This is a genomic window from Acinetobacter sp. ABJ-A23_2 (assembly GCF_044538765.1).
Classification (GTDB): Bacteria; Pseudomonadota; Gammaproteobacteria; order Pseudomonadales; family Moraxellaceae; genus Acinetobacter; species Acinetobacter nosocomialis_A.
Map to the genome: position 1 here is coordinate 26,541 of NZ_JBIUCP010000024.1, position 22,276 is coordinate 48,816.

The following is a 22,276-nucleotide window of genomic DNA, read 5'->3' on the forward strand; positions in this document are numbered from 1 at the left end:
AAAAAAGGAAGGTTACGTTTAACCTTCCTTTTTTTATGAAGAAATTACTGACGGTCAAAAGTTAAATGCTGTTTTTCGTCTGTAATTTGATCAGGGCCTTCATTTGCAAGCTTAATCGTTAAACGTAAATCGTTTGGTGAGTCGGCATGCTTAAGGGCATCTTTATAAGTAATTTGGCCTGCTTTATATAAATCAAATAAAGCTTGGTCAAAGGTCTGCATACCCAGTTCACGTGAGCGTTTCATTAAATCTTTAATTTCATGAATTTCGCCTTTACGGATATAGTCTGAAATTAATGGTGAGTTAATTAAAATCTCAATCGCTGCACGACGTGAATTACCATCCGGCGTTGGAATAAGCTGCTGAGCAATCATGGCTTTTAAGTTAAGCGACAAGTCCATGTAGAGCTGGCTATGTCGGTCACTTTCGAAGAAGTGGATAATACGGTCGAGCGCTTGGTTGGCATTGTTGGCGTGCATGGTAGCTAATACAAGGTGACCTGTTTCAGCAAAGCCAATTGCGTAGTCCATCACTTCACGAGAACGGATCTCTCCAATTAAGATGACATCGGGTGCTTGTCGTAACGTGTTTTTTAAAGCAATTTCGAATGAGTCAGTATCAATACCGACTTCACGTTGAGTAATAATGCAGCCTGCATGTTCGTGAATAAACTCAATCGGGTCTTCAATGGTAATGATATGGCCTTTAGAGTTATGGTTACGATGGCTGATCATTGAAGCCAATGAAGTCGATTTACCTGTACCTGTTGCACCTACGAAAATAATAATGCCGCGTTTGGTCATCGATAAATCTTTAAGCACAGTCGGCAACTGTAAGTCATCAATCGAAGGAATTTTAGTTTCAATTCGACGTAGAACCATGCCCGGCATATCGCGTTGCTGAAAAGCACTCACACGAAAACGCGCCGTTTTATCGCGGTTCATAATGGCAAAGTTACATTCACGAGTTTCTGCAAATTCTTTACGCTGTTTGTCACTCATGATGGAATGTAAGAGTTGACCAATTACTTCGCCTGAAAGACTATTTTTTGAAATTGGAACAATTTGCCCGTTAATCTTCATTGATGGTGAAACGCCATCTGTAATAAAAAGATCCGATGATTTTTTCTCAACCATCAGGTTGAGCAAGTCATTAAAATCCATAATTGTATTCTCGCTGTTTTGTTATTTTTATAGGAATGATTCAGGCTGTTTCGCCGCTGTACGCGCCGTTTGCGGGCTAATTACACCACGAGACACCAAGTTTTTTAAGCTTTGGTCGAGGGTCGTCATACCATGGTTGGCACCCGTCTGAATGGCTGAATACATTTGTGCGACTTTGTTTTCACGAATTAAGTTACGAATGGCAGGAATACCAATCATGATTTCATGTGCTGCCACACGACCGCCGCCGTTCTTTTTAAGCAGGGTTTGTGAAATAACAGCTTGCAAAGATTCAGACAGCATGGCACGTACCATGTCTTTTTCTTCGGCAGGGAATACGTCAATTACACGGTCAATGGTTTTCGCGGCTGATGTGGTGTGAAGTGTACCAAATACTAAGTGACCTGTTTCGGCAGCTGTAAGAGCTAAACGAATCGTTTCAAGGTCACGCATCTCACCGACCAAAATAATATCAGGGTCTTCACGCAGTGCTGAGCGAAGTGCTTCATTAAAGCCATGTGTATCACGGTGTACTTCACGTTGGTTAATCAGGCATTTCTTTGACTGATGTACAAATTCGATTGGATCTTCAACCGTTAAAATATGGTCATAACGGTTTTCATTAATATAGTCCATCATCGCTGCAAGCGTGGTTGATTTACCCGAACCTGTTGGACCTGTAACTAGGACAATCCCGCGAGGATAATCACAAATATCCTTAAAGATTTGACCTAAGCCTAAATCTTCCATAGTAAGTACTTTAGATGGAATGGTACGAAATACTGCGCCAGCACCACGGTTTTGGTTAAATGCATTCACACGGAAACGTGCAACATTAGGTACTTCAAAAGAAAAGTCAGTTTCAAGTTTTTCTTCATAGTCACGGCGCTGTTTATCGTTCATGATGTCATAAACAAGGCGGTGGACATCTTTATGTTCTAAGGCTGGTAAGTTAATACGACGAACTTCACCATCGACACGAATCATTGGTGGCATGCCAGCAGATAAGTGTAAATCGGATGCGCCATTTTTCACAGAGAAGGCGAGTAGCTCTGTAATATCCATAATTTCCCCAAGTAAATCAAAATATGTCATTATTTTGTAGAATAATATACGGCTTTCACCGAGGCTTACCAACACCTCGCTTTAGGTGAAAAGCAAAAAAGTTTTTTGAAAATGAGAACCTTGTCAATGAATTACCTGCAAGATGCGCGACAGCACGTATTACAGCAAATCAGAACTGCTTGTGAACATGCTCAGCGTGCGCCTGAAACTGTACAACTTTTAGCCGTATCAAAAACACATCCAAGTGAAAGATTGCGTGAAATGTATGCAGCAGGGCAAAGGGCATTCGGAGAAAATTATTTACAAGAAGCTTTGGACAAAATTGAAGCTCTACATGACTTAGACATTGAATGGCATTTTATTGGACATGTTCAACGTAATAAAACTAAGCATTTAGCTGAAAAATTTGATTGGGTACATGGTGTAGACCGTTTGATTATTGCAGAGCGATTGTCTAACCAGCGTGATGATGACCAAGCTGCACTTAATATTTGTTTGCAAGTGAATATTGATGGCCAAGACAGTAAAGATGGCTGTGCGCCGGAAGAAGTTGCTGAATTGGTTGCTCAAATTAGCCAACTGCCGAAAATTAAACTACGTGGCTTAATGGTAATTCCCGCACCGGACAATACCGCTGCTTTCGCTGATGCTAAAAAGCTATTTGATGAGGTGAAAGGGCAACATGCTCATGTGCAAGACTGGGATACATTAAGCATGGGAATGTCGGGCGATTTAGATGCTGCAATTGCAGCAGGGTCAACCATGGTCCGTGTAGGTACAGCTTTGTTTGGTAAGCGTGACCCGATTGAGAAAAAATAACTTTTACGGGTTAGTTAAATATTTTGTGGTGGAACTGTAATCAGTTAATTTAAATTTAATTTTCCTCATTTATAAACCAGATATTTTAATATTTGAGTGCGTAATGTATGGATTTATTGCATGTTTTCATTCTGGCAGTCATTCAGGGTTTTGCTGAATTATTGCCGGTCTCTAGTTCCGCACACGTTATTTTAGCTGAAAAGTTAATGGGGTATGATCCATCTGCACCTGACATGACCTTCTTACTTGTAATGTTGCATACAGGTACGATGTTTGCAGTGATCGTCTACTTTTGGAAATCTTGGAAAAAAACCTATTTTTCTTCTTGGGAAAGTTTCAAAAAACAAGCCTTCTATATTATTTTGGCAACGTTCATTACAGGCGTGCTCGGTTTAGCACTCCAATCTATTATTAAACATGTGTTTTTCGGTGGTGCGAGCAGTTTCGAAATTGAGCATTTGTTTAGTAACTCAAAATTAATGGCTGCTGCACTAATTTCGGCAGGTGTACTTATTATTTTATCTTCGCGTTTAGATCGTGGTCAGCAGGGTGAAATCAGTTTGCGTAGTGCTTCTATTATTGGGGCAGTGCAGGCGTTATGTTTACCTTTCCGTGGTTTTTCACGTTCAGGTGCAACCATTTCTACAGGGCTATTTTTAGGTGTATCTCGCCAAAAGGCTGAAGAGTTCAGTTTTGCGTTGGCTGTAGTATTGACACCAGCAGTGATTTTAAAAGAATTATATCGTTTAGTTCACGCTCAAGGCTTACAAACCGTAGCTCATGGACAAGTGTTCCATTCGATGGTTCCAAGCTTGTTAGGTATGTGCTTTAGCTTTGGTGCTGGTCTTTTGGCATTGAAATGGTTGTCTTCATGGTTAGAACATGGCCGTTGGCATTTGTTTGGTCTGTACTGTATTGGTTTTGCGATTGTCGTTCTCTGCGTGAATTAATTTTTAATGTTTTAAAAATAAAAAATTAGTACAAGACCATACAAGAAAAAAAGGGGCGTAAATGATACGCCCCTTTGTTATATAAGATTCAATTAAATTTAAGATAAGTACCTAGATTAAATTAACCTACGACTTCAATGGTACTTGCACCCGCGCCGAGTGGTTTTACCTGAATTTGTACAGGAATACGCTCATGCATTTCTTGAATGTGTGAGATGAGAATGACTTGGCGTCCCTGATTTTGCAATTGGTCTAAAGCATTCATCACCATGTGCAAAGATGAGGCATCTAAAGTACCAAAGCCTTCATCAATAAACAGCGATTCAATTTTCATTGAGCCCGAGGCCATATTGGCAATCGCTAAAGACAAGGCAAGGGCAGTTAAGAACGACTCGCCGCCAGATAAAGATGCGACCGAGCGGGTTTCTCCATCCATGTCATGGTCAATAATCGCTAAACTTAAGGACTGATCTAGGCGTTTTAGCGTATAACGTTGCGATAGCATCGCCAGTTGTTGATTGGCATGTTCGACTAAAATATCGAGGTGATACTGCTGGGCATAGTCACGGAACTCTTTACCTTTAGCGTCACCAATCAAACCTGAAATTTTGCTCCAGCGATGTTCTTCTTGCTGAATGTTTTGAATTTGTTCGGCGTATTGTTGCTGCTTCGCAAGGTTTTGCTGATGTACTTCGAGCTTAAGCTTCAGTCGATCACGTGCTTCAAGTTGGGCTTTAAGCTCTGCAATATTGTCTTGAATGAGACTCACAAGCTTTTCATGCTCAATATCTGGCTGAGTTTGTAAATGCTCACTCAATTGCTCTTGCATGGTTTTTAGGGCAGAAGAAGCTTCACTTAATAAACGCTCGGCATGATTAAGACGGTTACGAATGTCTTGCTCTTGGGCGGAATTGATCGGCATGAGCCCTGTAAGATCAGATGCTTGAAAATCAGTGTGGGCTTTTAACCAGTTTTGAATTTGCTCATCAACCTGCTGCTGATGCCCCGCAGTGTGTTGATGTTGATGTTTAAGTTGATCGAGAGCTTGTTTTTGCTGCTCAAAGTGCTGTCTAGTTTGTTCGAAGCGTTGTTTAGCTTCATGATACGCCGTTTGTTGCTGCTGACGTTTAGCGTCGTGCTCAATTAACCATTCGTGCGGTTTAATATCACCATGGCCTGTCATTTGTTGAATGAGTGACACCGCTTTTTCATTATTTTGTTGGCCTTTAAGTGTAATCTCTTTGAGATTTTGATCGATCTCATCAATTTGCTTGGTTAATTGCTCAAGGTTAGCAGCTAACATTTTAAGGTCTTGTTGCTGTTGTTCAAAACGCTGTGAAAGCTGTTCTTGCTGCTCAAGTTGTTTCGCACGTGCATCAAGAATAGTCCAAGTTTGCTTAGCTATTTGGCTACTTGCTTGCTGCCATGCGTGTTGTTCAGTTTCCGATAAACACTCAACAATATGTTGAACTTGTTGTTGCCATTGCTGTGCCGTATTGAGCAAGCTTTCATTACGCTGAATAGATTGAACAAGCTGATTGTGTTGTTTAATGGCTTGGGTTAAACGCAAGTTTTCTGAGTCAAATGAACTTAAAACAGTTTGCGCAGCTTGTCTAAGCTCATTAAGTGTTTGCAAGATTTTTTCAGGAGCTTGATTAAGCTCAATGTGTAACTGATTGAGGCTGAATTGCTGCTCAAGTTCTTGCTGTAAGTTTGTTTGTTTGACTTGAAGTTGAGTTAAGTACTTCTGAACCTGTTCAAGTTCGGCACAGCACTGAGTAAGTGCATGCTGTTGGGTTTGCCATGCATTAAATTTAGTTTGCTCTAATGCAATAGCTTGTTGCTCTTGCTGTTGCTGCAAGTCGAATAAAGCTTTGGAAACTGCACTGTCATCAACACGGTAGGGATGGTGTGTGCTTCCACACACTAAGCAAGCTTCGCCATCTTTAAGATTGGCCCGTAACTGCTCAATATTTTCGGTGTGTAATAAACGCTGCTGTTGCAGAATGTGCTGTAACTTTTCACGTTCAGTTTTTGCTGTTTGGTATTCTTGTTCAGCTAACTGGCAAACGGTTTTAAGTTGCTGCTCTTGGGCTGATACTTGAGTTTGTTTTTCAGAGAATTGCTGAAGCTCAGCATATAGCTCATGATAAATTTTTATTTTTTGCTGAATAAGATCTAACTGCGTGACTTGAGCAAGCTTTTGTTCTTTGTCTTTACGTTGCTGTTCAAGCTTTAACTCAATTTGTTCAACTGTACCGTGTGAAGCTGTCAGTTGTTCAAGTTCACTTTTAGCTTCCGATAGCTTTTGGCGAGCAAGGGTAGGGTTTCCGAGCTGCTGTTCAATTGCTTGGTAATTTTGAATAAATTGCCCGAGCTGATGTAGATGTGCTGAAAGGCCTTTGTCCAATACAGCATATTGCTGAGTCTGGATCAGCTGCTGTTGTAGATGAATTTGGTTTTGCTCAAGCTGTGAAATGTGCTGTTGCACAGTGTTTTGCTGCTGGTGCAGTGGACTGAGTTTTTGCTCAAGTACGTTTCTTTTTTCTTTGCACTTTTTATATTCATCGGCAATAAAAGCGCGTTCTTGAATGGACTGTCGAACTTGATTTAAAGCATGTTGATGCTGTTGCTCAAAATCGAGCGTGTGTTTGAGCTGTTTTTCTGCAAGTTGATATTGTTTTTGTTCCGTTTCAAAAACTTGTAGCAGGTCATTAAATTTGGTCTGAGCTTGCTGAATTTGTGGCTCAAGTTGTTGTAGTGTTTGTAAATTTTGAGCTTGCTGAAAAACTTGTGGGCGTATTTCAGAGAAAACTTCGAGTCGTTTTAATTGCTCACGTTCACTAGCCAATTGTTGATGATGATTTTGCTGGGTTTGAAACTGTTGCTGTTTAGCCTGAACTTCTTGCTCAAGTTTTGCTTTACGTTCAAACCATTGTTGTTGTTTGTCTAAGACATGTTTTTGTTGTTCTAACTGTTGATGGTTTTGCTCGGCTTGCTGATATTGCTCGGTAAATGCAGCAATCTCTTCATCAGACAAAATTTCAATGTGGCCTAAGAACTCTTCAAGCTGTTTACGCTGCTTTGCAATATCTGCTGTTTTACGAAAAGCCAGTTCACCAATTTTAGCAAAAATACTGGAGTTGGTTAGGTACTCAAGTAATTCACCACGTTCGCTGTCTCGTGCTTTTAAAAATGCAGTGACTTCGGACTGCGCAAGTAATACGGCACGAGTAAACTGTTCAAATGAAAGTTGGGTAATTTGTTTAACTTTTTCATCGACTGCTTTGGCTTTGTCGGCAAGCACTACACCATCAGTCAGGCATTTTAAGTGGCGCTGTACACTTTGTAATTTACCATTTGGGTTTTCACGGGCGCGTTTAATTTCCCAACGTGCCAAATAGCGTTTTTGATCTTGTGCAATAAAGCAAAGCTCAGCAAAACCATGTCCTGTACCACGGCGTAATACAGTCAAAGGTGAGTTAGTGAATAACTCTGAACCATCAACATCTTTTAATTTGCCATCGCTGTCTTTAAGGCGAGGAACCCGATTAAACAAGGCCAGACACATCGCATCTAAAATAGTCGACTTACCAGCCCCAGTTTTTCCCACAATCGCAATGAGACCTGCATGGGCCAGAGGTGCGCTTTCAAAATCAATAAAGTGTTCATCAGAAAGAGATGCCAGATTTTTTATTCGAATGGATAAAATTTTCATGACATATCCTTAAGGGGTTGCATCATTTTCAAGATTTTTTTGTGCTTCTTGTACCAGACTCAGAAAATCTTTTAAGACCGCATCATCGGCGCTGTAACCTTGTTTTTCCCAGATATTTTGAAAGAGTTTTTCTGGTGTTGGCGGTTCAAGAGCGATTTGCTGAGTGGTATTTGAATCGGTGGTGTCTTTATTCACATATTGACGTGAAATACGTACTAAACGGTAGCGGTCAGGTGGTAGAGCCGCTTCAAACTGCTGACGTAAATTCGGCTGTGGTGGCGTTAAACTATAATATTCAATATCGACATATTCACGGTGGTCAATATTCTCAATCACACCGTTTGGCAATGCTTTGAGTTGTTGCAGCACTTCGTTTAATTCACCACGAATACGGTGCAATTGTATGCAACGTGGAATTTCGACAGCTTCAAATTGCAAACGGTTGTCTGTCTCTTGAGCTGGGTCAATTTTGACTTCAACCACTTGGTGTTTATAGTTAATTTCACTAAAAGAAAGTGGAATTGGCGAGCCACTATAACGAATGTGCGGCTGACCCACTTTTTGTGGTTTATGTAGATGCCCTAAAGCCACGTAGTCAACAGCATCTTCAAATAAAGTCGTTGAAAGTGCCTCTTCATTACCAATAATAATTGGACGTTCAGAGTCAGATGTTTCTCCACCTTGCATGTGGGCATGCGACATTAAAATAAGGGCTTGGTCTGGTGTTTTACGACGTTTGGCTTCTGCAATGAGTTGCTGGTGCAAATAGGCAATCGCATTTTTACTGTTAGTGGTATGTTCATTAAAGCCCGTAATTTCGGCCGAGCGTAAAAAAGGCAAGGCAAGGCACCACGCTACAATATCTTGATTTTGATTATAAATAGGTAAAAGTAGTCGATCGAGGTCTAGGGTTTTGTCTTCATTCCAGCGAACCACGCCCACGGTTTTTGCGTTGTATTTTTCTAATAGTGGCTCGACCTGTTCAATACGGTAGCCTGAGTCATGGTTACCCGCAATCATGAGTGTTTGCATGTGTGGTGCAATACGGTGTGCATCTGCTAAAAATTGGTAGAGTTGTTTTTGTGCTTGAGAACCCGGGTTAATGACATCAAAAATATCGCCAGCAATGAGCAGGGCATGCGGTTGTTTTTCTTGAATTTGAGTGAGTAACCAGCTTAAAAATTGTTGGTGTTCGTAGTGGCGTGAATGATTATAAAAAAACTGCCCCAAATGCCAGTCAGAAGTATGTAGAAAATGTACGGACATAGAAACAGACATCAAGCCAAAATAAACACAGATACGTTAGCATAAATTGGCAGGAGATTTTATCAAGACATTTTAAAGTGCTCGTTATTTAAGCCAGCAATGAAATCTGAATTATTTTGTCTCCTTAAGCTCTGCTTTGTTACTATCGACTTAAACCATGAACTTTGAGAACAAAATGACCATTCATAAATATGAAGTAAAAATACAGTGGGAAGGCAATACGGGTACAGGTACTTCATCTTATCGTTCATATAAACGCGATTTTAGTATTCAACATCCTCAAAAAGTTACTATTCAAGGTTCATCAGACCCTGCTTATTTGGGCGATGTGACCAGATGGAATCCAGAAGATTTATTGGTGGCTTCTGCTTCAGCTTGTCATAAGCTTTGGTATTTACACCTGTGTGCAGTCAATCATATTCATGTGTTGAGTTATGTCGATCATGCACTTGGTTTTATGGAAGATGCAGATCCAGTTAAACGTGGTCATTTTACCCAAATTATTTTAAGGCCTGAGGTTGTTTTAGAAAAAGGTGCTGACCCAGAGCTTGCAGCAAAACTACATGAAGAAGCACATCACGAATGCATGATTGCCAATTCGGTGAATTTCCCAATTACATGTGAAGCAAGTTTTAGCTTTGCCGAATAAATAATATGAAATAGCCACCGATAACAAGGCGGTGGCTATACATTAAAAATAAATAGAGTCGTTAAATAAGATCTTTAAGCTGCATTTTCATCGACTTGGAAAATACCAAAAACGTTGTAGTCTAAATCGACAAAGTAGCCATGCCAAGCACGACCGGGAATGGCGAATTTATCCATCGCGACAATACCACCTTGCTCTAAAATTTTTGCAGCCACTTCATCGAAATTTTCGACCTGAACCGAGCAGGTAAATGCATTGGTGCCATATTCCATTGGCGGAGTTTGGGCGGCAGGGCGCTTTAATAATCCACCCATGAGTGACGGCGTTTCTATACGATAATATTCAATGGGTAAGTTTGGATCTAATTTAAATTGCCAACCAAACACAGCTTGGTAAAACTGCGCATCGCGGGCAGGGTTTGAAGACTGGATTTCAAAATAGGCAATGTTGTTCATATTATTAAAAACATATTTTTATGGTGTAAAAAGTATACGCATGACTTTCATGGCTATGAAATAACGATTGTGTATGTTGAGCGTAAAATGAAAGTGCTAGAAAATAAAAACCGACGATTCGAGTGATGAGAGAATCGTCGGTCAAAGACTTCATCAAGGGTTTGGCTGCTAACAAAACCTAATCCGAAGGAAGAAAGAGTCGTAATGAAAGGTCACCGAAACAATTTTGCGGATGCCGTGCAAAGGAAGTATTCGGTTGCTGCGACCTTGTTACCCTATATAACGTCAAGAGATCAGGATTGGTTGACAGAAAAATGAAAAAAAATCGAAAAAAATTTATAATTATTTTTTGAACCCATAAATTAGGCAAAAATATGACCAAATTACGTTCTTACTTTCTCTGGTTTTTTGCTATATGCATCGTACTTACCTTAATTGTAGGCGTTGTTGCAGCACTATTGCCAGCGAGTGTAGGTGGTATTTTAACAGCCGTTCCATATTTAGGTGCAATGATTTTTGTCTTGTTTAGATTTTTAAAAAAAGAACGCCGTGCTCCGACTGTACCAGAAAAAAAGAAATTTACTTTAGGCTTTACCCTAATTTTTTGGGGCTATAACTTGTGTGGTGTTTTGTTTGGTCTGTTTTTATTTTCAAGACAAGACCCTGAGATTTTGCAAAACTTTATGCTTTACCTCAAGCAGCCTCAGTTCTTAAGTATCATGGTGATTATGATTTTAATGTTAGCTATTCCACTTTACTTAATTACTTACTGGTTCTATGGCAAACAAGCACAGCGAATGGCAGACAAAATGTTGAATGTGCAATAGAACACTACAAAAACAGCTAAGATTAGATCTAAATGATCCTTATATAATGAAATAAAACTGCTGTCCTCGTTTTGGAGGAAATATGAATAAGAATGTATTAATCACTGGTGCCAGTGGTTTTATCGGAACGCATTTAATTAAGTTCCTATTACAAAAAAATTATAACGTGATTGCTGTGACACGGCAGGCTGGAAAGGAATCTGACCATCCTGCCTTACAGTGGGTACAAAAGTTTGAAGATATTTCGACACGTCAAATTGACTATGTAGTGAATTTGGCTGGGGCAAATATTGGTGAGAAACGCTGGACTGAGTCACGTAAAAAACAACTCATTGAAAGCCGTGTAAATACGACCCGAAAACTTTATGTGTGGCTCCAGCAATCTCAAATTTTCCCCGAAGTGATTGTCTCTGGTTCAGCGATTGGCTATTACGGTATAGACGATCAAGAAAAGTGGGCAGAGGTGTGCACCGAACAAAGCTCACCACAACCTATTTTTATGTCTCGACTTTGCCAAGAGTGGGAACGAGCAGCTTTAGCAGACGCTCAGCAAAACACTAAAATTATTCGCTTAGGCGTAGTGTTTGGTAAGGGTGGTGGCATTTTGCCTAAAATGTTATTTCCTATTCGACTCAATTTAGTGGGGCAAATTGGTCATGGGCGTCAGCCTGTAGTTTGGGTACACATTGAAGATGTGTTAAATGCCATCGAGTTTATATTTAAACACCCCCAATCTACTCAAATTCATAATGTGGTAGCACCAGAAAATGTGACCCAAAGGGTATTTGTTGAGCAAGCTGCTGCGGTACTCAATAAGAAACCACTGTTGTCGGCGCCAAGCACGGTTTTTCGCTGTTTGTTGGGAGAGCAATCGCAATTGATCTTAAATGGTCAATACGTTAAACCCGCCGCCTTACAAGCTGAAGGATTTGAGTTTGCTTATCCTCAATTAAAAATGGCTTTAGAGAATGTACTTGCGTCAGGCTAAGATTTTATTTTGCAAACGCTCTGGTGAATATGCTTTAGCATCCACTAATGTCGGTTGACCCAGCATAAGCTGACGGAGCAATTGTGCAGAGCCTGCGCCCATACATAACCCATTTCTAAAATGACCAAAGTTTGCCCACAGGTTATCTATTTCAGGCATTTTGCCAATGTAGGGAACACCATTTGGTGAACTTGGTCTGAGGCCTGCCCAGCGCTGTACAATCGGGAAATCGGCCAGTTCAGGCACCATTTCTAAACACGCTTCTAAAATGTTGTGCTGGGTAGTTTCGTCGGTAGAAGTGTCAAAACCACGATGTGCCATGCTAGACCCACACACGATATGACCGTCCATACGTGGAATGAGATACATCACTCGATTCATACACATGGTCGGTAGCCAATGAGCAGGGGTTTTAAATAACAGCATTTGACCTTGAACAGGCTCGACTGGAATTTCGAGTTGTAATTGTGAGTTCCAGTAATGGCTCCAAGCGCCCGAAGTTATTACAAAATGATCTGCTGTGTGTTTGCGACCATCTTCGGTTTGTATGGCTTGTATAACGTCGCCATGTTGAATCAGTTTTTTAACAGCAGAGTGCTCAAAAAATTCAACTTTTGGATGTTGTTTTAAATAACTAATCAGGGACTGTAAAACGCGTGGATTACGGATATTAGACAGTTCAGGGAAATAAATCGCTTCTTGGAACTGATCGGAAATATGCGGGTTGACTTGTTCTAGCGCATCTCGCTGTAAATATTCACAGCGCTGCATCGGTTCTTGATGCTGCTCGGCGTAGGAAAGTCCAATGTCAAAATCTTCTTCATCAAAAATCAGCATGCCTGTGTCATGAATTTCAAAATCAATCCCTGTAACAGGGTAGAGCTTTTGGTTCCATGCTTGATAAGAGGCCTTGCCAAATTGAGCGAGTTGGTTCACTGCATGCACATAACGCCACGGGTACATCGGAGAGAGAATTCCTCCGCCAGCCCAAGAGGCTGCTTGTCCCGCTTGTTGTTGATCAAAAATGCTGACTTTACAGCCTTGTTCAACCAACTCCAGCGCAGACATTAATCCACTTATGCCCGCGCCAATGATTGCAATATGCATGCAGTGTTATCCTTTCTCTGCGAACTTAGTTCATTTCCTTGAGTTTTTCGGCAGCGGTTTCTGCAAAGTAAGTCCAGATCCCGTCTGCACCAGCACGGCGGCAGCACATGAGTGATTCTAAAATGACTGAATCTGATAACCAGCCATTTTGAATTGCGCCCGCTAACATTGCGTATTCGCCACTCACTTGGTAAATGAATGTCGGAATACCAAAGGTATCTTTCACTTCACGTACTACATCCAGATATGGCATGCCTGGTTTTACAATCACCATGTCGGCGCCTTCTTGAATATCTAGCGCAACTTCGTGTAAAGCTTCGGCACGATTACCAAAGTCCATCTGGTAGTTATATTTATTACCACCTTTTAGGTTGGTTGCAGAGCCAACAGCATCACGGAACGGACCATAGAAGCTAGATGCATATTTTGCAGAGTAGGCCATGATGTTGGTATAGATGTGGCCATTGGCTTCTAAAGCTTGGCGAATCGCGCCAATACGGCCATCCATCATGTCACTTGGTGCAACGACATCGGCACCTGCTTCTGCGTGACTTAAGGCTTGTTTAATCAAGCATTCTACAGTCTCGTCATTGAGCACATAGCCTGTTTCATCAATAATGCCGTCTTGACCATGCGTCGTGTATGGGTCGAGAGCACCATCAGTGATTAACACCATTTCTGGTAATTCTTTTTTAAGCAAACGGCAGGTAGTTTGTACTAAACCATCTTCACGCCATGCAGCTTCTGCGGTAAGACTTTTATCTTCTTGCGGGGTAACTGGAAAAAGAGCCAGTTTTGATACGCCTAATTCTAGAAGTCTTTCAGCTTTTTTCAGTAACAAATCTGCCGACAAACGCTGAATGTTCGGCATACTTGGAATATCTTGGGTCTGATTTTGTCCCGGTAATACAAATACTGGATAAATCAAGTGATTGGTAGTGAGCTGTGTTTCGCTGACCATCGCACGCAACTGGTCATTTTTACGGATACGGCGCATGCGAGTAGCTGGAAATGCAGGACGATTGAACGTATAAGTCATAACAATCTCGATGTTCGGTATTACACTAGGATAGGTTGGCGGATATTCCATTACTGTCAACCGACTGCTGTATTGTAGCCCCATAATGCTGGATTTGTACAAAATTATGGGTGTTTATCATGCTTTTAAATTTAGGCAACGTATGAGTGATGAAAAGAAAAATTGGACGGGGAACATACAATTAGGTGCAAAAACTGACCTAACTGTGGTGCTCAGCCAGTTATGTAAGGCGTTTAATAGCTCTCCTTTTTTTAAGCATAGTGGAATGATTATGCGTGTGGTAGATGGTCACATTGAAGGCTATATCGAGATGCAACCCAATCTGATTGGTAATCTGGCATTTCAGATTTTGCATGGCGGCGTTGCTGCAACTTTGCTCGACAGTATTGGTGGAATTGTGGCAATGGAACATCTCTATCGCCGTTCGACTCCAGAAACTTTAACCGAAACCATTAAGCAAGTATCGCGCTTGGCAACTGTCGATATGCGTGTAGATTATTTGGCGCCGGGACGCGGTAAGTATTTTATTGCACGCGCGGAAGTGTTACGTTTAGGTCGTAAGGGCTGCACTATGCGTATGACGATGGTCAATGATGAAGATAAAGCCATCGCTGCGGGTATCGCTTCATATGCCTATTAGGCGATGAATTGAACTATTTAAAAGCGCCATGTGCGCTTTTTTTAGTGCTTGAAAAGCTGGAATTTTCATAAAAATCTTGAGATAAACATTAATTTAATTAGAACGAACGCATGAGTTATATTTTTTTATTCTCATATCATGAGGTTTTAGCGTTAAAATTGACTGCTTTGACAATGCGATATGTCTTGTTCATAGAATAATAAAAACTCTATAACAAGGTGTAGTGCGAGATTGATGGCAAAGCCAACTCATCTTTAGGAACATACCATGACTGATGCACAAAGCAATGTACAAGAAACAGTGCCAACAACATCTGCCTCGGATGACAACAACCAAAACAAGCGCAAAAAATTTCTTGGTTTTTTTGCGCTGATTTTATTGATCGCCGCTATTTTATATGCAATTTGGGCATTATTTTTAAATCACTCGGTGAGTACAGATAATGCTTATGTCGGTGCAGAAACCGCGCAAATTACCTCAATGGTGAGCGGTCAGGTCGCTCAGGTTTTGGTAAATGATACTCAAACAGTACATCGGGGTGATGTGCTGGTTCGTATTGATGACCGTGATGCCAAAATTGCATTGGCTCAAGCTGAGGCTGAACTTGCTAAAGCAAAACGCCAATACAAACAGACTGCGGCAAACAGTAGTTCTTTAAACTCTCAAGTTGTGGTGCGTGCTGACGAAATTAACAGTGCCAAAGCACAAGTTGCACAAGCACAGGCCGACTACGACAAAGCAGCTTTAGAACTCAACCGCCGTGCGCAGCTTGCTGCTTCTGGTGCAGTGTCTAAAGAAGAACTGACTAAAGCACAAAGTGCGGTTGAAACAGCTAAAGCAGGGCTAGAGCTTGCCAAAGCTGGTTTAGCGCAAGCGTCTTCAAGCCGTAAAGCTGCTGAAAGTACTTTAGCTGCAAATGAAGCCTTAATTCAGGGTGTAAGCGAAACATCGACTCCGGATGTACAAGTTGCACAAGCCCATGTTGAACAAGCTCAGCTTGACTTAGAACGTACCGTAATTCGTGCCCCAGTCGATGGTGTCATTACCCGTCGTAATATTCAAGTGGGTCAACGCGTTGCACCGGGTGCCAGCATGATGATGATTGTGCCGCTGAATGAGTTATATGTAGACGCTAACTTTAAAGAAAGTCAGTTGAAAAAAGTCCGTCCAGGTCAACCAGTGACACTGACTTCAGATTTATACGGTGATGACGTTGAATACCATGGCAAAGTGGTAGGCTTCTCTGGTGGTACAGGCTCTGCCTTTGCCTTAATTCCGGCTCAAAACGCAACAGGTAACTGGATTAAAGTGGTTCAACGCTTACCGGTTCGTATTGCACTTGACCCGAAAGAACTTGCTGAACACCCACTGCGTGTTGGCTTGTCGATGGAAGCAAAAGTCGACTTATCTGCGAAGTAAACGCTTATGAAAACGCAAACACCTTTTGCCGAGTTAAGCGGTGGCCGTTTACTACTGGCAGCGTTTGTTATTGCCTTGTCGAACTTTATGGTCGTGCTTGATACGACCATTGCCAACGTCTCTGTACCACATATTACCGGTAACCTTGCTGTTTCAAGTACACAAGGGACATGGGTTGTTACGTCCTATGCAGTTGCAGAAGCGATTTGTGTACCTTTAACAGGCTGGCTTGCTGGTCGCTTTGGAACGGTTCGGGTCTTTATTTTTGGTTTAATTGGCTTTACGGTCTTTTCTTTCCTGTGCGGTTTGGCGACATCACTAGAAATGCTGGTGTTTTTCCGTATTGGGCAGGGCCTTTGTGGTGGTCCACTTATGCCACTCAGCCAAACCTTGCTTATGCGTATTTTCCCTCAGGAAAAACATGCACAGGCGATGGGGCTATGGGCAATGACTACCGTCGTGGGGCCAATTTTAGGACCAATTTTAGGCGGTCTGATTAGTGACAACTTGTCTTGGCACTGGATCTTCTTTATTAACTTACCTGTCGGTATTGTCTGTGTATTAGCAGCAATGCGCTTGTTAAGAGTAGCTGAAACAGAAACCATTTCTTTAAAAATTGATACGGTTGGTTTAGGACTGTTGGTACTTTGGATTGGTGCGCTACAGCTTATGCTCGACTTGGGGCATGAACGTGACTGGTTTAATAGTACCAGCATTGTGGTGTTAGGCTTAACTGCTGCCATTGGCTTTGTGGTGTTCCTGATATGGGAACTCACCGACAAGCACCCCGTGGTAGATGTCAAAGTCTTTAGGCATAGGGGCTTTGCCATATCGGTACTGGCCTTGTCACTTGGCTTTGGCGCATTCTTTGGCAGTATTGTATTGATACCGCAGTGGCTGCAAATGAACCTTTCCTATACCGCGACGTGGGCCGGTTATTTAACCGCAACCATGGGCTTTGGTAGTTTGACCATGTCACCGATTGTGGCAAAGCTCTCGACCAAACATGACCCGCGAGCACTTGCAAGTTTTGGTTTGATTTTACTGGGTATAGTGACCTTAATGCGGGCATTCTGGACTACAGATGCCGACTTTATGTCACTGGCTTGGCCGCAAATCCTGCAAGGTTTTGCTGTACCGTTCTTCTTTATTCCACTGTCCAACATCGCACTTGGTTCGGTACTCCAGCAAGAAATTGCATCTGCTGCGGGCCTCATGAACTTCTTAAGAACCATGGCAGGGGCGATTGGTGCTTCAATTGCAGTGACAGTCTGGGACGACCACGCTAAAGTTGCCCGTAGTGAAATGGTATCAAACCTGAACCCAACTGAAGTACAAAACAACCTTCTGCAAAATGGTTTTACGACTGATTCGACCTTAGGAATCATTTCTAACCTTGTCGATAAAGAAGCCATTACCATGTCGGCAAACCATGTATTTTTGCTGTTTGCGATCGTGTTTGTCTTTGCGGGATTAGTGATTTGGCTGTGTCCAAAACCCAAACAGGTCAGCGGCATGCCTTCTCACTAAACATAAAAAAAAGCATCTCTTCGGAGGTGCTTTTTTTAGGCTTACTAAAAAATGAGTGAATTTATAAATAGCAGATTTCATCTACATTTAAAGAAATAAAACATGCCAGAGTTGAGCAAATCAGTTATAAAAGAGTGTGATATCAAGCAAGGAGGCATAACACAGGGCACAGGATTAATGCCTTCAATCATTTAATATTATTAAAACTTTATTTTTATCAAAGATTAAAAAACTGAAGACCTGAAAACAAAGAAGCTTGCATGGCAATTGCATGGATAGGCAGGCGTATATATTGGAGTTATCACGTGAATAAAAGATATTCATTTTTGTTCAGTAGTTTATTAGCAGTCGGTTTATTACAAGGATGTGGAGATGACTCCTCGTCAGATCAGCCCAAGGATGATTCAAATACAACCCCGCCCAATTTAATTGTAGATAATGATCCGACCAGTTGTAGCAAACTGGCACAAGACGGTTCAAGCGTGGTGGTCGGTTCAAACCAAAATGGTGACCACGCCGCGCCAGAGGGTGCATCGGGTTATAGACTCGGTAACACGGTTAAATACGCAGATAAATATATGGTGGTGGCAAATACGCCACTTGCGGTAAAAGCAGGTTGTGATGTTTTAAAAGCAGGCGGTAGCGCAGTCGATGCAGCCGTTGCGGTACAAGCAGTGCTTGGTTTAGTCGAGCCACAGTCGAGTACCATTGCCGGCAGTGGTTTTATGATGTATTACGATGCCAAAACCAAGAAAGTCACGGCGTATGATGGCCGCGAAACCGCACCAGCCGCAGCCAACGAATTTTATTTAATTCGCCAAGATATATATGACCCAAATTCACTGGCACCAGTACCAAGTGCGCGCCGTAGTGGTCGCTCGATTGGTGTGCCGGGTGTGATGCGTTTACTGGAACAAGCGCAACAAGAACATGGCAAACTTAAGTGGAACCAGCTTTTTGGTGAAGCGATTGGTTTGGCTGACAACGGTTTCCGTATACCGGGACGTTTGGCAGATGCGATTACAAGTAATGCAAGCAGCTTAGCGCTCGATGCAAATGCAATGGCAACCTATTTCTACCCAGATGGATCACCACGTAAAGTCGGTGAGACCATGACCAATAAAGCCTATGCCAGAACGCTTGAAGCACTTGCTTCACAAGGGGCAAATGCACTGCACACCGGGCCTATTGCGCAAGCCATTGTGGCAAAAGCAGGCCAAACGGTGGGGGATGACCCAGCACGGACTCCAATTACCCCAAGTTTGATGACCTTGCAGGATTTATCGAACTATCAGGTGAAAAAACGCGACCCGATTTGTACGACGTACCGTGACCGTTACTATGTTTGTACCATGCCGCCTCCATCTTCGGGAGGAATTGCAGTTGCGCAAACACTGGGTATTTTAGAAAACTTTGATATGTCGCTGTATCCACCTAAAAATTCTGAAAATGAAGGTGGTGTGCCGGATGTGATGGGCGTGCATTTAGTATCTGAAGCAGAGCGTTTGGCCTACGCCGACCGTGACAAATATGTGGCAGATACCGACTTTGTTCGTTTGCCGGCACAGGGTATTCCAAGTTTTATTGATAAAAATTACTTGAAGCAGCGTGCAGCACTGATTAACCCGAACCAAAGTATGGGCGTAGCACCAGCAGGTAATTTCAATACAGCGGCAGGTGTGGACACCACTGTTGAACATGGCACGACTCAGTTCACGATAGTAGATGCCTATGGCAATGTGGTTTCAATGACATCGACTGTTGAATCGAGCATGGGTTCATTCCACATGGTGGATGGGTTCTTGCTGTCGAACCAATTAACTGACTTTAGCGCGAACCCTTATGACAGCACTGGGGCACCAGTTGCTAACCGTGTAGAAGGCGGCAAACGCCCACGTAGTACTATGGCGCCAACCTTAGTGTTTAAAGGCACCACGCCAGATGAGTTTTATATGGCAACAGGTTCACCAGGTGGCGGTACCATCATTCAATATGTGGTTAAAACTTTGGTGGGTGCATTGGACTGGAACTTAAATGCACAGCAGGCCACTTCGCTTGTAAACTTTGGCGCAACCAATAGCAAAAACACCAATGTGGATAGCTCGAATGTACAGCTTTCCTTAGTTGACCTAATTGAAGGCTTAAAAGCAAAAGGGCATGGCATCTCTAACACTGCGCAAACCAGTGGTATTTCAACGATTATGAAAGTAAATATAAATAATCAAAGTAAATACGCAGGTGGGGTAGACCCACGCCGTGAAGGGATCGTGTTAGGCAATGGTGCTTTATAGAGCAGGCTTTAAAAAAAAGCTGTCATTTTTGGCAGCTTTTTTTATAAGGGGCCTTGAAAAAAACAAAAGGCACTCAATTATGTAAGTATGTTCATCAGTAGCAGAGTGTTGATAAAATGCACAGCATTTTATTTTAGTTATGCTATGATGTGCAGACATTCATGGGGATGTTATTGGCTTCGACGCCGGTGATGAAACTCATAGATGCATGCCGAGAGCGCATTTTCTCTCGTAAATAAAATTTGCATTTTAATAGTCGCAAACGACGAAACTTACGCTCTAGCTGCCTAAGGGCAGTTTGTCCGCTTCCTAGAATACTTGTGGTTTAGGAACCCGACCGTAGCGCACGCACACAAGTCCGTATAGAGTCAAGCCTCGGGGCTTTATACCAAACTTAGAGGATCGCACCTTGTACCCTGTTCGTCGGGTCACTTGGTGTTAAAACAATAGACGATATCTAAGCATGTAGTATTCTCGAGCGTAGTGCTGGCGGACGCGGGTTCAACTCCCGCCATCTCCACCAAGATTCGAAAAAGCCCTGAAACGTAAGTTTCGGGGTTTTTTCTTTTTAAGATTTAAATTATTAAATCATCTACGCACTGAGCAACTGGTCATGGCTACAGCTGCTAAGAGATTGAATTTTCTAAATCATCTATGCGATGAGAAGTACATTTGCTACTCCCTTACTCATAGGCTGAGCTTTCTAAATCATCTGTGCGATGATGAACATCGTATTTTCTAGCAACTATGCAATGTATGCTTTTTAAATCATCTGTGCGATGAGCAACATGTTGAAGAAGGTCGTCGCATGAAGACGATTTTTCTAAATCATCTATGCGATGAGCAACAGTAACATCTGCTTCTTTGCAGAACTTGATACTTTCTAAATCATCTACGCGATGAGCAACGATCAGTTTATGAATGCAGTCTGTGTTATGGATTTCTAAATCATCTATGCGATGAGCAAGAAATTGAAGTGGGCCGACAAGCAACTGGTGGTTTTCTAAATCATCTATGCGATGAGCAAGATCCTAATGCAATTAGTCCAACAGGGGCTAGATTTCTAAATCATCTATGCGATGAGCAAGCAGAAAAAACTCTGTTTAGTTGTTATCCGTGATTTCTAAATCATCTATGCGATGAGCAAGCCAAACCAGCTACAAGCGACTTCAACCCTTCATTTCTAAATCATCTATGCGATGAGCAAGTTTGCTGCTGTTCAAAAGCTGCCTTAGCTTCTTTTCTAAATCATCTATGCGATGAGCAAGCCTATCATTTGCCCGCGTTCTATTCTCCGATCTTTCTAAATCATCTATGCGATGAGCAAGCAGGACGTTACATGTGGGGTGTACGCGCAATGTTTCTAAATCATCTATGCGATGAGCAAGTGAAAGTAAAGTTGTAGAAGTTTGCTGTCATATTTCTAAATCATCTATGCGATGAGCAAGGCTTGTGATAAATTCGGCGCTTTTGCAATTCATTTCTAAATCATCTATGCGATGAGCAAGATTGAATGACAAGTCCAGTACGACCATTTTCATTTCTAAATCATCTATGCGATGAGCAAGATCGATATAGACCTTCCCATAAATTCTTAAAATTTCTAAATCATCTATGCGATGAGCAAGCCACACCCCAACACCATCATCGTATGCTTTAATTTCTAAATCATCTATGCGATGAGCAAGCAAAAGGCCGATTCAAGCTTGTTGACGGCAAATTTCTAAATCATCTATGCGATGAGCAAGGTATACGCCAGACATTGCCTTTAACCACAAGATTTCTAAATCATCTATGCGATGAGCAAGAGACTGGGACTTTACTCCAGAGAATCAAGATATTTCTAAATCATCTATGCGATGAGCAAGGATTGCTTCAGAAGCTAGTACTTCAGCATTTTTTTCTAAATCATCTATGCGATGAGCAAGGGAGGTACTTGGCCAGATGTTAAAAGCTGGCTTTTCTAAATCATCTATGCGATGAGCAAGTGGGTATTGTTCCAAATAATACTGGCGGTTTTTTTCTAAATCATCTATGCGATGAGCAAGGACGTAATGCATTTTGCAGTTCATTTACTTCATTTCTAAATCATCTATGCGATGAGCAAGGTTTTGAATCTGAAGCTGCTCTTCCTCCTGGTTTTCTAAATCATCTATGCGATGAGCAAGTTATGCTTTTCGTACCATCAAAAATGGTTATTTTTCTAAATCATCTATGCGATGAGCAAGTGCAATGGCATCAAAAAGCCATTGATCGCAATTTTCTAAATCATCTATGCGATGAGCAAGTTTTATAAATCAAGAATATGGTCGGAGCAGTATTTCTAAATCATCTATGCGATGAGCAAGTG

Annotated in this window: 16 protein-coding genes, 1 other RNA gene and 1 CRISPR repeat array (1 of these 18 running past the window's edge); of the genes, 10 read left to right on the plus strand and 7 right to left on the minus strand. The window is 41.8% G+C overall.

Annotated features, from left to right (window positions below; genetic code table 11):
- Positions 1–44: 44 nt before the first annotated feature.
- Positions 45–1,163, minus strand: coding sequence for a PilT/PilU family type 4a pilus ATPase (locus ACH63V_RS10045; RefSeq protein WP_396463413.1), 1,119 nt, complete (start codon positions 1,161–1,163; stop codon positions 45–47).
- Positions 1,164–1,190: 27 nt separating this feature from the next.
- Positions 1,191–2,228 carry a type IV pilus twitching motility protein PilT gene (locus tag ACH63V_RS10050; RefSeq protein WP_107972265.1) on the minus strand — a complete coding sequence of 346 codons (1,038 nt, stop codon included), beginning with the start codon at positions 2,226–2,228 and terminating at the stop codon, positions 1,191–1,193.
- Positions 2,229–2,354: 126 nt separating this feature from the next.
- Between ACH63V_RS10050 and ACH63V_RS10055 the strand changes: the two genes are divergently transcribed.
- Positions 2,355–3,047 carry a YggS family pyridoxal phosphate-dependent enzyme gene (locus ACH63V_RS10055; RefSeq protein ID WP_396463414.1) on the plus strand — a complete coding sequence of 231 codons (693 nt, stop codon included), beginning with the start codon at positions 2,355–2,357 and terminating at the stop codon, positions 3,045–3,047.
- Between the two features lie 107 nt (positions 3,048–3,154).
- Positions 3,155–3,997: an undecaprenyl-diphosphate phosphatase gene (locus tag ACH63V_RS10060; protein ID WP_396463415.1), complete on the plus strand. Its 843-nt coding sequence runs from the start codon at positions 3,155–3,157 to the stop codon at positions 3,995–3,997.
- Between the two features lie 121 nt (positions 3,998–4,118).
- Here ACH63V_RS10060 and ACH63V_RS10065 read toward each other — a convergent pair whose 3' ends face one another.
- Both ACH63V_RS10065 and ACH63V_RS10070 read right to left on the minus strand, forming a co-directional pair.
- Positions 4,119–7,715: an AAA family ATPase gene (locus tag ACH63V_RS10065; protein WP_396463416.1), complete on the minus strand. Its 3,597-nt coding sequence runs from the start codon at positions 7,713–7,715 to the stop codon at positions 4,119–4,121.
- Positions 7,716–7,724: 9 nt separating this feature from the next.
- Entirely contained in the window at positions 7,725–8,993 is a 1,269-nt protein-coding gene (locus tag ACH63V_RS10070) for an exonuclease SbcCD subunit D (protein ID WP_192834604.1), read from the minus strand.
- A gap of 163 nt (positions 8,994–9,156) precedes the next feature.
- On the opposite strand from ACH63V_RS10070, the gene ACH63V_RS10075 reads away from it, so the two are divergent.
- The gene (locus ACH63V_RS10075) at positions 9,157–9,630 is read left to right on the plus strand and encodes an OsmC family protein (protein WP_396463417.1); all 474 of its coding nucleotides are present in this window, start codon (positions 9,157–9,159) and stop codon (positions 9,628–9,630) included.
- A gap of 74 nt (positions 9,631–9,704) precedes the next feature.
- On the opposite strand, the gene ACH63V_RS10080 is transcribed toward ACH63V_RS10075, so the two are convergent.
- The gene (locus ACH63V_RS10080; protein WP_396463418.1) at positions 9,705–10,085 is read right to left on the minus strand and encodes a VOC family protein; all 381 of its coding nucleotides are present in this window, start codon (positions 10,083–10,085) and stop codon (positions 9,705–9,707) included.
- Between the two features lie 374 nt (positions 10,086–10,459).
- On the opposite strand from ACH63V_RS10080, the gene ACH63V_RS10085 reads away from it, so the two are divergent.
- A complete protein-coding gene (locus ACH63V_RS10085; RefSeq protein ID WP_107972257.1) occupies positions 10,460–10,912 on the plus strand; it encodes an ABZJ_00895 family protein in 453 nt (150 codons plus the stop codon).
- Positions 10,913–10,994: 82 nt separating this feature from the next.
- On the plus strand, positions 10,995–11,900 hold the full coding sequence (locus ACH63V_RS10090) for a TIGR01777 family oxidoreductase (RefSeq protein ID WP_396463419.1): 906 nt from the start codon (positions 10,995–10,997) through the stop codon (positions 11,898–11,900).
- On the opposite strand, the gene ACH63V_RS10095 is transcribed toward ACH63V_RS10090, so the two are convergent.
- Both ACH63V_RS10095 and hemB read right to left on the minus strand, forming a co-directional pair.
- Positions 11,892–13,007 (minus strand): NAD(P)/FAD-dependent oxidoreductase, encoded by a 1,116-nt coding sequence (locus ACH63V_RS10095; RefSeq protein ID WP_396463420.1) that lies wholly within the window; start codon positions 13,005–13,007, stop codon positions 11,892–11,894. The two genes, ACH63V_RS10090 and ACH63V_RS10095, sit on opposite strands and share 9 nt — an antisense overlap.
- 25 nt (positions 13,008–13,032) lie before the next feature.
- A complete protein-coding gene (gene hemB / locus ACH63V_RS10100; protein WP_396463421.1) occupies positions 13,033–14,046 on the minus strand; it encodes a porphobilinogen synthase in 1,014 nt (337 codons plus the stop codon).
- A 142-nt stretch (positions 14,047–14,188) separates the two neighbouring features.
- Between hemB and ACH63V_RS10105 the strand changes: the two genes are divergently transcribed.
- The 5 genes from ACH63V_RS10105 (at position 14,189) to ssrA (ending at position 20,449) form a co-directional block, all read left to right on the plus strand.
- Positions 14,189–14,686 carry a thioesterase family protein gene (locus ACH63V_RS10105; protein ID WP_396463429.1) on the plus strand — a complete coding sequence of 166 codons (498 nt, stop codon included), beginning with the start codon at positions 14,189–14,191 and terminating at the stop codon, positions 14,684–14,686.
- 267 nt (positions 14,687–14,953) lie between these two features.
- Positions 14,954–16,105 (plus strand): EmrA/EmrK family multidrug efflux transporter periplasmic adaptor subunit, encoded by a 1,152-nt coding sequence (locus ACH63V_RS10110; RefSeq protein WP_002052058.1) that lies wholly within the window; start codon positions 14,954–14,956, stop codon positions 16,103–16,105.
- A gap of 6 nt (positions 16,106–16,111) precedes the next feature.
- Positions 16,112–17,635 (plus strand): DHA2 family efflux MFS transporter permease subunit, encoded by a 1,524-nt coding sequence (locus ACH63V_RS10115; RefSeq protein ID WP_004703256.1) that lies wholly within the window; start codon positions 16,112–16,114, stop codon positions 17,633–17,635.
- 305 nt (positions 17,636–17,940) lie between these two features.
- On the plus strand, positions 17,941–19,926 hold the full coding sequence (gene ggt, locus ACH63V_RS10120) for a gamma-glutamyltransferase (protein WP_396463422.1): 1,986 nt from the start codon (positions 17,941–17,943) through the stop codon (positions 19,924–19,926).
- A 163-nt stretch (positions 19,927–20,089) separates the two neighbouring features.
- Positions 20,090–20,449, plus strand: a transfer-messenger RNA (tmRNA) gene (ssrA, locus tag ACH63V_RS10125).
- Positions 20,450–20,506: 57 nt separating this feature from the next.
- Positions 20,507–22,276: a CRISPR direct-repeat array (repeat unit 28 nt; unit sequence TTTCTAAATCATCTATGCGATGAGCAAG) (it continues 2,518 nt past the right edge of the window).